Annotated in this window: 10 protein-coding genes; 1 reads left to right on the forward strand and 9 read right to left on the reverse strand. The window is 61.2% G+C overall.

What is annotated here, in order from left to right; all coding sequences use genetic code 11:
• Window positions 1-143: 143 nt before the first annotated feature.
• The gene (locus tag HUU46_01755) at window positions 144-1025 is read right to left on the reverse strand and encodes a MaoC family dehydratase N-terminal domain-containing protein (protein NUM52345.1); all 882 of its coding nucleotides are present in this window, start codon (window positions 1023-1025) and stop codon (window positions 144-146) included.
• A 133-nt stretch (window positions 1026-1158) separates the two neighbouring features.
• On the opposite strand from HUU46_01755, the gene HUU46_01760 reads away from it, so the two are divergent.
• Window positions 1159-2151 carry a hypothetical protein gene (locus HUU46_01760; GenBank protein ID NUM52346.1) on the forward strand — a complete coding sequence of 331 codons (993 nt, stop codon included), beginning with the start codon at window positions 1159-1161 and terminating at the stop codon, window positions 2149-2151.
• Between the two features lie 52 nt (window positions 2152-2203).
• Here the strand turns inward: HUU46_01760 and HUU46_01765 are convergent, their stop codons facing one another.
• The 8 genes from HUU46_01765 to HUU46_01800 form a co-directional block, all read right to left on the reverse strand.
• Window positions 2204-4375: a response regulator gene (locus tag HUU46_01765; GenBank protein ID NUM52347.1), complete on the reverse strand. Its 2172-nt coding sequence runs from the start codon at window positions 4373-4375 to the stop codon at window positions 2204-2206.
• A 315-nt stretch (window positions 4376-4690) separates the two neighbouring features.
• Window positions 4691-5104, reverse strand: coding sequence for an MGMT family protein (locus HUU46_01770; protein ID NUM52348.1), 414 nt, complete (start codon window positions 5102-5104; stop codon window positions 4691-4693).
• A 16-nt stretch (window positions 5105-5120) separates the two neighbouring features.
• Window positions 5121-6644: an Rne/Rng family ribonuclease gene (locus HUU46_01775; protein ID NUM52349.1), complete on the reverse strand. Its 1524-nt coding sequence runs from the start codon at window positions 6642-6644 to the stop codon at window positions 5121-5123.
• Window positions 6645-6683: 39 nt separating this feature from the next.
• Window positions 6684-7856, reverse strand: coding sequence for a rod shape-determining protein RodA (rodA, locus tag HUU46_01780; protein ID NUM52350.1), 1173 nt, complete (start codon window positions 7854-7856; stop codon window positions 6684-6686).
• Entirely contained in the window at window positions 7853-10033 is a 2181-nt protein-coding gene (locus HUU46_01785) for a hypothetical protein (GenBank protein NUM52351.1), read from the reverse strand. The genes rodA and HUU46_01785 overlap by 4 nt, the downstream gene beginning before the upstream one ends.
• Complete coding sequence (mreD, locus tag HUU46_01790) at window positions 10033-10566, reverse strand: rod shape-determining protein MreD (protein NUM52352.1); 534 nt, start codon at window positions 10564-10566, stop codon at window positions 10033-10035. The genes HUU46_01785 and mreD overlap by 1 nt, the downstream gene beginning before the upstream one ends.
• Window positions 10563-11582: a rod shape-determining protein MreC gene (locus HUU46_01795; protein ID NUM52353.1), complete on the reverse strand. Its 1020-nt coding sequence runs from the start codon at window positions 11580-11582 to the stop codon at window positions 10563-10565. Before HUU46_01795 ends, mreD begins: the two co-directional genes overlap by 4 nt.
• Window positions 11583-11585: 3 nt before the next feature.
• Window positions 11586-12614, reverse strand: coding sequence for a rod shape-determining protein (locus HUU46_01800; protein NUM52354.1), 1029 nt, complete (start codon window positions 12612-12614; stop codon window positions 11586-11588).
• Window positions 12615-12686: the final 72 nt, after the last annotated feature.

A 12686-nucleotide genomic window follows, 5' to 3' on the forward strand; every position in this document is an offset into this window, starting at 1 on the left:
GTCTCCTGTAAGAACTGGCGCGAGACGTGCTCGCGCACGTGCCCGTCATTCGTAACCGACGCATCGAAGATCAAGACATGATCGACGAGTACGGTGATGACGCACGGGCACGAATAGCCCGAAGGTCCGCCCGTGCCGCGGTCCTACCCGCGCGCAAACTCCACGAACCCATCGCTGATTGCCCGGCGCTTGTCGCCATTGAGCACTTCAAAGTGCGCCCAATCCGTGTCTTCGCCCGAAGTGCGTCCCAACGCGCGAACCGTGATATCCGTGTCCGGCAACACCATGCCGGTAAACCTGCACCCCAGCCGCTTCACGCGGCGCGGATCGCCGTTCGCCTCGCGGTTGACTATATCGCGTAACGCAACCGAAAGCGTACACGAACCGTGCACAATAATGCCGGGAAGACCGACCCACTTTGCAAACCGCTGCGAGGTGTGGATGGGGTTGTGGATGTCCGCGCAACCGTCATAAATATGCGCGGCCATCGGCCCCAGGTGTGTCACGTTCTCCCACAGCGGGCCGTTATCCCCGCGGAAGCGCGGCGTCTCCGGCGGCGCCTCGACGGTCGTGCCTTTGTCCGTACATTTCACACCGCGCAACAAGGTACCCGCGTACTCGATGAACACGCGATCGCCTTTCTGGTCCCTTGCGGTGCACCGAATAATCATGTAGGTGCCGGCCCGATGCGGCAGGATCATCGGCAGGTCCGCGGTGATGGTCAGCTTGTCGCCCGGACGCAACGGGCGGTCGAACACGATTTGCTCCGTGTAGTGGACCTGTCGCACCAGCAGGTCCAGCGGGAACTTCTTCTCGTCCCAGTACGTGCTCGCGCTCTCGCCGAACGGCCACGTGAGCGCCACGGCCAACATCGGCGGGGCGACAATGCCATCCTCTCGTTCGTCGTCGAAGTACCACGGGTTGTGGTCCTGTACCGACGCGGCAAAATTCATCGCGTGCCGCCACGTGACTTCCCGTTCCAGCGGTCTCGACGACGACCCCGCATAACTCGATGTTACTTCCATGACACCTCGGCCCGCTTGCACCGAAAGAAACGTAGCACGGGAAGTGCGAACGAGTCGAATCCCAGTTGATTCTCTGTTACTGTGGTCACGCTTCGCTGGGCGGCGGGCTACTACAAATCGGAGGGACGTCCTCATGCTACGTTCGGTGTGTCTCTGTTTCGTTTCGATACTGGTTTCCGTCATCGCAAGCGCGGAGGTGAAGATGGAGAAGAAGGAATACGGGGGCTGGCCGAACTGCGTGTGGTTGAGCAACGGCCAGGTGGAAGTTGTTGTGACCACGGATGTGGGTCCGCGGATTATTCGGTACGGATTTGTTGGCGGGCAGAACTTGCTGAACGAATACAAAGACCTGATGGGAAAGACCGGCGGCGACGAGTGGCGGATTTACGGCGGGCACCGGTTGTGGCATGCGCCGGAAGCGAAACCGCGCACATATTCGCCGGACAATTCGCCTGTGAAGCACGAGTGGAACGGGTCCACGCTGCGCGTGACGCAGGGCACGGAACACTCGACCGGTATTCAGAAGCAGATGGAGATCACGCTGGCGCCGGAATCGTCGCAGGTGACTATTCTGCACCGGCTCACGAACCGGAACGAATGGGACGTGAAACTCGCGCCTTGGGCATTGACGGTCATGGCGAAGGGAGGACGCGCCGTATACCCGCAGGAACCGTTCATCGCGCACACGGATTATCTGCTGCCGGCGCGGCCCTTGACGTTGTGGCACTACACCGACATGAAGGACCCGCGCTGGACCTTCGGCACGAAGTACATCCAATTGCGGCAGGACCCGACGGCGAAGACGCCCCAGAAGGCCGGGTTCAAGAATTCGTTGGGTTGGGGCGCGTACGTGTTGAAGGGCGACGTGTTCATCAAGCGGTTCAACTACGTTGACGGCGGCGAATACGTTGATTTCGGGTGCAACACCGAGACCTTCACGAACGAAGACATGCTCGAGATCGAATCGCTCGGGCCGCTCGTCACGCTCAGTGCGAACGGCGGAAGCACCGAACACACCGAGGAGTGGCGACTGCATAAGGCGGAGATCGGCGAGAAGGAATCCGATATCGACGCAGCATTATTGCCGCTGGTGGACACGACACGATCGGGCGCCGCGCGGCGGTAAGAACAGTTCTCCAAACCGCCCGGATCGAAGTACAGCGCAATTCCCAATCGGCTTAGATGTCAGACCGCTGCGGTTCGACCACGTCGAGCAGTTCGCGGACTTTCGATGCGAGCTCCGTCGCGGTAAACGGTTTCTGGATAAAGCGGGGCGACTCCAATTCGGACACGAATTCCGCGTCTTCGTCTTCGCAATGGCCGGACATGAAGAGCATGCGCAGGCCCGGGCGATGTGTTTCGAGGAGCTCGGCGAGTTCGCGGCCGGACATGCCCGGCATGACCATGTCGGATACAAGCATGTCGATCGGGCCGGTGTAATGTTTGGCGAGGGTGAAGGCCTCTTCGCCGCTCGCCGCTTCGAGCACCGTGTATCCGCAGTGGCGCAGGATGCGGCTGACGACTTCGCGTACGGTCGTTTCGTCTTCCACGACGAGTACGGTTTCCGAGCCTTGGGTCTGGGTGGCCACGATGCGCGCGGCCTCGATCCGTTCGGCGGGCGCCTCGACGGCAGGCAGATAAATGTAGAAACCGGTGCCGGCGCCTTCAATGCTTTCGACGTAGACACGGCCGCCCCACCGCTCGACGATGGCGTACACGGTGCTGAGCCCGAGGCCGGTCCCCTTTCCTTCACCTTTCGTCGTAAAGAACGGTTCGAAAACACGGCGCTTGGTGTCGTCGTCCATGCCAACGCCCGTATCGCGCACGACGATGCGAACGTGGTCGCCCGGACGCAGCAGCGCATGTTCGAGGGGCCGGTCGTCATCGTGACTAACGACGGAGATCAAGATCGAGAGTTCGCCGCCGTGCGGCATCGCATCGCGCGCGTTGACGGCGAGGTTCATGATGATTTGTTCGAGTTGGCCCGGGTCACCCATGAAGCGCGGCAGTTCTTGCGGGAACGACATGCGCAATGAGACCGTTTCCCCGATGATCCGGCGCAGCATCGAGCCGATCGCGCCGATGGTCTGTGCGATGTCCACCGGCACGTGTTTGGAGGGTTGGCGCCGGCTGAATGCGAGCAGTTGCCGTGTGAGTTCCGCGGCGCGCCGCGCGGTGGATTGAATCTCGGCGATGCCCGCGGCCAGGGTCGGGCTCTCTTCGGCTTGCGGCAGGATGTACTCCGCGATGCCCATCATCGCCGTCAGCAGGTTGTTAAAGTCATGCGCGACGCCGCCCGCGAGCCTCCCGATCGCTTCCATCTTCTGCGCGTGGCGCAACTGGTCTTCGAGGTGTTTGTATTCGGTGATGTCGTGACCGTACGCGATGACGTGCTTGACGTGCCCGGTGTAATCGAAGATCGGCGTAAAGGTGCGGATGTAGTAACGAATTTCGCCGTCACTCGAGACGAAGCGCTCCTCCTGACTGACGATTTCGCCCTTCGCAATGGCCGCATTGATCCACGCCGCGCGCCGCGCCGCAAGCGACCGGTCGATGCCGCGCAATTCGCAATAGTCGAAGTCGGTCCGGTTCAGCAACCACTCCCGCGTCTGTGCGTTCTTTACCGTGCTGGGCGAGATGTACAGGTAGCGGCATTGCGTATCGAAGATGGCGATCTGCGCGGGAAGGTCCTGGAGCAACTGTTCGTAGAACTGGCGCAGGCGCATGGCTTCCTGTTCGGCACGATGAATCTCGTCGACATTTTGCGTGAGCGAAAGGATGCACGCCTCGCCATTGTAGGTTACGACACGGGCGTAGATTCGGCCACGCCGCAGCGAACCGTCTTTCTTGCGGGCGGACAATTCGAGGGCGTCGGCCCGCCCGTCTTTCCGGAGCGCGTCGACGAGAAAGCTGCGCCCCCCGGTTTCCGGGAAGATGCCCAACTCGGCGGACGTCTTTCCTATGACTTCTTCGCGCGTGTAGCCGAGATTGTTCAGAAAAACGGGATTGACGTCGCGGAACCGCCCTTCGCTCAACGTCGCAATCGCCATGCTGAACGGGCTGTTCTCGTACGCGAGCTTGAACCGCTCGTCCGCGTTCTTGCGCAGTTCCTCCTCCGCGGCGAGTTGGCCGCGGAGGGCGTCGATTTGCGCGCCGAAGGTGCGGACGCCCGATTCGAGCGTTTGGCAGGCACGGGCGGCGTGCCGCAGGAGGTCCGCGGTCGGCGTTTCCGCATCGGTGCCGGATTCGCGTTCGAGCTGTTCGAGGGCGGAATGGAGTTCGTCCACTTGACTAAGCAGGTCAAGTGAAGCCGATAAGTTGTGGGGCGGTTGATCCGAAATCTCGTCCATTCCCTACCGCATGGCGCGCGCCGCGGCGTGCATCACATCCTTCCTGCGGGCCCCGCGCGCAAATAAACTCGTGCAACTGTGGTCAGACGGGCGACAGTATAGCACGGCCCTATTGGGAAGCAATCGGCCCGTGCGTTGTCTGCGGGGCAATCTCGCCCGACTCGCCACCGACCTTTTTATTTGTTATTGCGTTGGTGAGGAAGTACGGCAGGGCATGAGGTCCGCTTCGGACGGCGCTGCCATTCTGGCTTCCGGCGGGGACGCGCCGCGGCGTATGACGCCGATCCATAGCGATGAACCTCGGGTCCGTGCTCGTCAGAACGGGAGGTCGGGGTTGTCTGCGTAGACGTACTGTTCCGGATCGGTGGGTTCCCACCGGTAGACGCGCAAATCGCAGCATTCAGCGGCGTTGAATTTCACGCCTTCTTTTTCGAGCATCACGCGCTGAAGCACGGGCCGATCGACTTCGCCGCGCGCGCTGATGCCGCCGCGATGGTTGACTACGCGCTGCCACGGGACGCGTCTGTTCGTACTCATGCGCATGGCGAACCCCACTGCGCGCGCGGCCCGCGGAACGCCCAACACCGCGGCAATCTGCCCATACGTCATCACGCGCCCGCGCGGTATGTCGCGGACGAGGCGGTACACGGCGTCGTAGAACGATTGCGGGAGTTGGCGCGGCGCCGCCTCGCGTTTTGCTTTGCTCGAACGCTTGCCCGGTTTCTTCACAACGCGCTCCTGCCGATCACTTGGCGCTGATTTCCGTACGCGTCTTTGCGCTCAGCATCTTCACGTCGTGGATGTGGAAGTCCGATACGGATTCGAGGGCCACTTCGCGGTCGAAGTCCCGCGCGATCGCGTCCAACATGTCCTTGTTCTCCGTGCGGAGCCGCCGCGCCACGTCCGGGTGAATCTGGAGAATCACACGCTTCTCTTTCGACGCGCAGAACAGGCTGTGCAAGCGGCGCAGCGTGTCGAACGTCATCGTCGTGACGGATCGGACCATGCCGCCGCCCTCGCAGTACGGGCACGGCTGGGACAGCGCTTTGATCAAGTTGTGTTTCACGCGCTTGCGGGTCATCTCGATCATACCCAACTCGCTGATCTCGGATATGGTCGTTTTCGCGCGGTCGTGTTTGAGGCAATTCTGCAGGTGCTTGATGAGTTCGCGCCGGTTTTTTTCGATCGCCATATCGATAAAATCGATGACGATGATTCCTCCCAAATCGCGCAGGCGCACCTGCCGCGCGATTTCCTCCGCCGCTTCAAGGTTGACGCGGAACACCGTTTCTTCGAGATGTTTCGTGCCCGTGAAGCGGCCGGTGTTCACGTCGATCGCAATAAGCGCTTCGGTCTGGTCGATGCAGATGTAGCCGCCGCTCTTGAGGTACACCTTGCGGTTGAGCGCCTTTTCGATCTCCTTCTCGATGCCGAACTTGTCGAAAATGGGGCGGCTCTGGTTGTACAGCTTGACGCGGTTCTTAAGGCCTGGCGCGAACATGTCGAGGAACTCGATGATGCGCCTGTATTCCGTCTCGTCGTCGATCGTCATCTTCTCGACGTCGGCCGTGAACATGTCGCGTACGATGCGCAGGATCGGCCCGAGGTCCGCGTGGAGCAACGACGCGCTCTTGGCCGTTTCCATTTTCCCCTTGATTTCGTTCCAGACGATCGAGAGATAGCGCACGTCGTCCTGAAAATCGGACTTCTTCTTGTCCTCGCCGGCCGTGCGCAGAATGAGTCCTGTTCCCGGCGGGCGCACGCTTTGCAGAATCTTGCGCAGTCGGTCGCGCTCTTTGTCGTTGCCGATTTTTCGCGAGACGCCGAGGTGCTTGACGGTCGGCATCAGCACGACGTAGCGGCCCGGCAGCGTGACGTAGTTCGTCAGGCGCACGCCCTTGGTCCCGAGCATGTCCTTGCTGACCTGCACCATGATGTGCTGGTTCTTCTTCAGCAGCGATTCGATCGAGGGCGGGCGCCCGCGGCGCGACGAGCCTCGCGGTTTGATCGTGCCTTCCTCGAAATCGAAGTCGCCGGTGCCTTCTGCGCCCGCGATATCGGAAACGTAAAGAAAGCCGTTTTTCTCGAACCCGATATCGATGAACGCCGCCTGGATTCCAGGCACGATCGAATCGACGCGTCCTTTGTAGATGTTGCCGACGACGCTCCGGCTTTCCTGTCGTTCGATCAGCAGTTCAGCGAGGCGCTTGTCCTCGATGAGCGCGATACGCGTCTCGAGCGGCGAGACGTTGATAATGAATTCCTTCATGGAAGCCCCCGGGCGCGCGCGGACTGTTCCGGCGGCCCATTAGTCAAAATATCCTTTGCGAACGTGGACACTTAACAGCGTGCCCACGCACATCATCGTGGTGATGCAGAACGAACCGCCGTAACTCAGAAACGGCAGCGGGATGCCGGTGACGGGCATCAGGTGGAGCGTAATGGCGATGTTCACGAACACGTGGAAACCGACGATCGTGATGCAGCCCACGGCCAGCAGGCTGCCGCCGAGGTCGGGGCACTCGCGGGCGAGCGCAATGCCCCGCAGCAGAAACAGCGCGAATAGACCGATGACCAGCACGCCGCCGACAAACCCCATCTCCTCGGCGATCAGGGCGAATATAAAGTCGGTGTGGTACTCCGGCAAGAATTTCAAATGCGTTTGCGTGCCTTTGCCGAGACCTTTGCCCCACATTTGCCCGCTGCCCACGGCGATCTTGGTCTGCGTGATCTGATACCCCGTGCCCAACTCGTCCGCTTCTGGCCGCATGAACGAGCGGATTCGGTCCTTCTGATAATTGTCCAGCGGCAGTTTGTCGACGTTGAGAAATATCAATGGCAGCAGGATCGCGGCGACGGAGGCAATCGCCATGAGGTAGCGCTTGCGGCACCGGGCTGCGTACAGCATGACAAGAATCACCGGCGGAATGACCAGCGCGGTGCCCAGATCGCGCTGCGCGAGAATGAGCACGAGGATGCCGCCCCCGATCGCGAAGGCGCCCAGAAAATAGAGCAGGCTTTGCGCGCGCTCTTTCAGGAGCGACAGGTACCACGCGAGCGAATATACGAGCACGAGCTTGCTTGCCTCGGACGGTTGCAGGTTGAATGGACCAATCAGCGGCAGCCAGTGCTGCCCGCCTTTCGCCGTTCTGCCAAAGAACAACACGGCAATAAGCAGACCGATAATCACCATGTACATGAAAGGCGCGAGCGCGATGAGCGCGCGGTAGTCGATGCACACGATCGCCAAGGCGAGCGCGAGCCCGATTGTAAAGGCGATTGCCTGGCGTACGTAGTAGATTTCGAGCAGGCCGGTGTCGGGTGAGGAGTTTTGGCTCGCGCTGAAAAGCGCAGTCAACCCGAACCCCGCGAGCGCCACCGTCACCGCGAGCAAGAACCAATCCAGGCGCCGCAGGTTACGGTAGTTGACCGTGCGGAGGTGCGAATCGCGCAGGTTGAGATCGCGTTGAATGCTGCTCATTCGGAAGGCGCCTCCTGCCGGGCGACCGTAATCGGCGCGGTCGATTCGCCTGTAGCGTCTTCCTGCTCCCGCTCGAAATAGAAGTATTCGCAAATCTTTTTCGCGACGGGCGCGGCGCCCGAACTGCCGTGAAGCCCATGTTCGACCATGATGCTGATGGCAATGCGTGGCTCCCTGTTCACGACGCCTGCGACGAACAATGCGTTGTCGCGAAGCTCATAAGGGACCGCGCGTTCTTTCAGGCCTTTGAGCTGTGAAAGGGCGACAATTTGCGCCGTGCCCGTTTTGCCGAGTATCTCGAGTCCTTCGATCTTGGCCAATTTGCCGGTGCCGGTCGGCGGTTGCTTACTCTTGTCGACGCATTTGAATAGGCCGTCATGCAAAATGCGAAGCGTCGTGCCGCTGATGAGCTGCTCAGACACGTTCGGCCCCAACTCGAGGTTGACATACGGGCGCACGCGCCTGCCCCCGTTGATGACCGCCGCCATCAATGCGGCGTTCTGCAGGATCGTCGTATCCACCATACCCTGTCCGATTGACATACTGATCGTGTCGCCGGGATGCCAACGAAAATCGTCCGGGTTCTTGGATTTGATCGCCTTGGCGTACGCCGCCTTTTTTGCGGGACTACCGACGAAGCCGGGCACTTCGCGCGGCAGATCGATTCCCGTCTTCACGCCGATGCCGAGCTTGGCCGCCCATCGGTCCATGGCGTCCGGCCCCATTTGCCTGCCGACGTTATAGAAGAAGACGTCGCACGAAAACGCGAGCGCGTCTACAACACTCACCGTGCCGTGCCCGCCGGGCTTCCAGCATTTCCATGTATGCCCGCCGAGCGTAAACGAGCCGCCGCAGCTAAACGACGAGTGTTCGTTGATGACGCCCTCCTCGAGGGCGGCGATGGCCATGAGTACCTTGAACACCGAACCGGGGTAGTAATGCGTCTGATACGCGCGATGGAGCATCGGCTTCTTCGGATCGCGCATCAATTCGGAAATGATGCGCCCCTTGTCGGCGGTGGACGTGGCAAAAATATTCGGATCGTAGGTCGGCACGCTCGCGAGCGCCAGCAATTCGCCGGTGTCCGCGTTCATGACGACAATCGCGCCCTCGGCCGGCGTGTCGACGATGTCCTCCGCGAAGAGTTCGTGCTCGAGGATGTTCTCGCATTCGCGTTGAAGGCCGATATCGATTGTCGTAAAGATTGGCTTTCCCGGCTCGGCATCGTGGCGCTCTTCGACCGAGAGCGGGCGCCCCATGTGATCGGTCTCGATGTACGGGTTGCCGCGTTCGTCCGTGCGCACCTGCGGCACGCTTCGGTTGTAACGGCTGACGATCATCGCGCCGTCCTTACCCTTCAACTCGTTCTCGTACGCCATCTCGATGCCGTCGCGCCCGATGATGTCGCCGAACTTATAGCGCGGGCGCAGTTTCTGATACTCGGCGGGGCTGATCTCGTTGAACCAGCCCAGAATCTGCCCGGCGGTCTTGCCGTAATAGTAGCGGCGCTGCGGGCGCGCGACCGTATAGACCCCGCGGAACTTGAACGAATACTCTTCGACGCGCATGCGCGCGGTTTTGCTGATGTCTTCCTTGATCAGCAACTGCTCGAAGGGGCTGTTGCTGCGCACCGAAGCGAGGATGCGGATAAACTGTTCGTCGCCGTTAACGCTCGCGATCTGTCCCAACTCGCCGCACATCGCGCGAACGGTGTGCAATGGCGGCAACAGGCCATCGAGTTTTTCGCGGTCCGAGTCCGACTGCGCGCAGTCGAGAATGGAATCCAGCGCATCGCCGCGCGTTATCGCGTCCGCGATCAGACAGAGCAGGCGCGTGCCCGAACGGTCCCCCGCGACCGGCGCGGCCGGTCCCCACGCCTTCGTGAGTTCGTCGACGTGTTCAAGCGACGCCGGCGTCATCACGAGGTCACAGGCTGCCCGGTTTCCCGCCAACACGATGCTGGGATCGCGCCCGTAGATTTCGCCCCGCGGCGATTTGAGCACTTCGTAATCGAGCCGGTTGTTTTCGGCCTTGTTCGCGTAGTCCGCGCCATTGACGATCTGCAATTGCCACAGCCGCAGCACGAGAACCGAACAGACGACGACAACCGCGACGGCAAGCGCGCTCAACCGCGAACCAACGCTCGATTCGGTTTGGTTAGGTTTGGTCTTCGGCATTAGACGGCCCCCTTGTTGAGCGTCCACTCGCGCTTGGGCTTGCGAAAAACGCGGTCCAGAAGGAAGAACATCACAGGCGTGAACAGCGCCGTGTAAAACGACTCCGGCACCACCCGTTCGACGATGTTCCTGAACGCGGCGGTTGCGGGGTCTTGCACGTACGTGACGCCGACGAACAGCAGGCCAAACACAATCGTCGCGCTGAAAACGAGCGCCGCCTTCGCCGCGGGATGTTCGGTGATCATGCGCGACGCCACGCGCGCCGCCGCGTAGCCGACGATCACGTTGCAGAAAATGTGGTGACCAAGCGCCGCGTTGCTCGCCACGTCCTGGAAGATGCCGCCGATCGCGCCGGTGAACATCGCGCGCTCTTCGCCTTCGATAATCGCGAAAAACACCACCATCAAAAGCGTGAGGTTCGGTACCACGTCGAGCAGACGAATCCGCTCGATCCACGTTGTTTCGAGCATCGCCGCGAGCACGACCGCGAAAAGCCAAATGGCGTTCTTGCGCACCGTCGCCATCGGCATCATGGCGCGTACCGCTCCTGCATCGTCCGATCGTCCGGCAGTGCGAACGCCGTCTTGTCCTCGCGTCGGACGGTTTTCACCGTGTCGTCGTCCAAAGGCGGAGGTTGTGGTACAGCGGGGACTTCTGCGTTCTCGTCGATTCCCGTCAGTTCGGGCAGGGTCGGTTGCGCGCGTTTCACGAGGAAGATTTCGTCCACGCTGTACGGGTCCGCGTAGGGTTCGATGTACGCGACCTGAAACAAGGTGCCGCTGTTTTCAACCTCGACGATCTTTCCAATGGGATATTCGGCGGGAAAGATGCCGCTGCCGCACGTGAGCACTTCGTCGCCCACTCGCACGATGTCTTTCGTGTCGATATGTTCCAGGCGGCAGATGTGGCTGTAATCGCTGCCGCTGCCGTGTACCGTCGCGCGCACGCGCTTGTCGCGCCCGATCATTGCGGCGATCTGGCAACGGTCGCTGTGCAGCGTGGCGATATACGAGAGCGTGGGCTTCACGTCGATGACCACGCCGGCCACACCGTCTTTCGTCATCGCGCACATCGCCGGCTCGACGCCATGGATCGATCCGCGGTCCACTACCAGCACGCCCGCCTTGTTCGAGATCGTCGCGGCGGTGATCGGGTCGGATGACAGCGGCAAGACTTTCGACGCCACGAGATCGAGCCGCGGCTGGGACGCCACGTATCCGATCATTTCCTTGAGCCGTAGATTCTCTTCGTAGACCGCGTCGCGGTCCGCTATCCGTGGAACGAGCGCGACAATCTCGGTTCGCAGGTCGGCCGCTTCCTTTTGTGACGCGTCATATGCCACCACGAACCCCGTCGCGTAGCGCGTGCCGTTGTCGATCGCGTGAAACACGCGCCAGAACGGATAGGCGATGACGGAACCCGCGGTGGAGAGGGCGTTCGAGATCACGTTGCCGCGCGTGCCCGAGGCGAGCGACATGACAGACAGGCCGACCAGCGCGGCCAGTACAAGGGTGGGGCGGTTCTCGCGTATGCGTCGCGACAGTTGCACTGTTTAAGCTTCTTCGTTAAAGCGGCGAATTCCTTCCAGATACTTGCCGGTGCCGAGCACGACGGCGGTCAGCGGGTCTTCCGCGACGGTCACGTGAAGCCCCGTCTCCTTCGCGAGCAACTGGTCCAGTCCGCGCAACAACGCGCCGCCTCCGGCCAACACGACACCGCGGTCCACAATGTCGGCAGACAATTCGGGCGGCGTTCGTTCGAGCGTCACGCGCACGGCATTAACGATCGACGCCACCGGCTCGCGCAACGCTTCGCGAATCTCCTCCGACGTGATCGTCAATATCTTGGGCAGGCCCATGACCTGGTCACGGCCCTTGACCTGCATCTCCATTTCTTCCTTCAACGGATAGGCGGAACCGATCGCAATCTTGATCTCTTCCGCGGTCCGCTCGCCGACCATCATATTATAGGTGCGCTTCAGGTGCTGAATGATCGCCTGGTCCATTTCGTCGCCCGCGACGCGCACCGAGTTCACGTGCACAATTCCGCCCAGCGAGATCACCGCCACTTCCGTCGTGCCGCCGCCGATGTCCACAATCATGCAGCCCTGCGGCTCGTGCACTGGCAGGCCCGCGCCAATCGCCGCCGCCATTGGCTCCTCGATCGTAAACACCTTCTTCGCGCCCGCCTGCGACGCGCTTTCCGTCACTGCGCGCTTCTCGACCGCCGTAATTCCCGACGGCACGCAAATCGCCACGCGCGGCATCACCAGCCGGCTGCGGTTGTGTACCTTCTGAATGAAGTACCGCAGCATCGCCTCCGTGATTTCGAAGTCCGCGATAACGCCGTCCTTCATCGGACGAATCGCCACGATGTTGCCCGGCGTGCGGCCGATCATGCTCTTGCCCTCGTTGCCGACGGCCTTCACCTTGCCGGTATCCTTGTTGATGGCGACGACGGAAGGCTCGCTCAGGACGATGCCCTGGCCCTTGACGTAAACGAGCGTGTTCGCCGTACCCAGATCGATACCCATGTCGTGCGAGAACAGGCCCGGAAGATAACTCAGCAACGAACGAAACATGAACCCCTCAAGCGGTCAGGAACCGAGCGCGGAAAGACCGCATAACATTTGAAGTGAAAACTACTTACAAGC

This window comes from Candidatus Hydrogenedentota bacterium (assembly GCA_013359265.1).
Classification (GTDB): domain Bacteria; phylum Hydrogenedentota; class Hydrogenedentia; order Hydrogenedentales; family SLHB01; genus JABWCD01.

Coding starts and splice junctions, on each gene's coding strand:
- HUU46_01760 (NUM52346.1), top strand. CDS start 1,159: ATGCTACGTTCGGTGTGTCTCTGTTTCGTTTCGATACTGGTTTCCGTC.
- HUU46_01800 (NUM52354.1), bottom strand. CDS start 12,614: ATGTTTCGTTCGTTGCTGAGTTATCTTCCGGGCCTGTTCTCGCACGAC.
- HUU46_01755 (NUM52345.1), bottom strand. CDS start 1,025: ATGGAAGTAACATCGAGTTATGCGGGGTCGTCGTCGAGACCGCTGGAA.
- HUU46_01785 (NUM52351.1), bottom strand. CDS start 10,033: ATGCCGAAGACCAAACCTAACCAAACCGAATCGAGCGTTGGTTCGCGG.
- mreD (NUM52352.1), bottom strand. CDS start 10,566: ATGATGCCGATGGCGACGGTGCGCAAGAACGCCATTTGGCTTTTCGCG.
- HUU46_01775 (NUM52349.1), bottom strand. CDS start 6,644: ATGAAGGAATTCATTATCAACGTCTCGCCGCTCGAGACGCGTATCGCG.
- HUU46_01765 (NUM52347.1), bottom strand. CDS start 4,375: ATGGACGAGATTTCGGATCAACCGCCCCACAACTTATCGGCTTCACTT.
- rodA (NUM52350.1), bottom strand. CDS start 7,856: ATGAGCAGCATTCAACGCGATCTCAACCTGCGCGATTCGCACCTCCGC.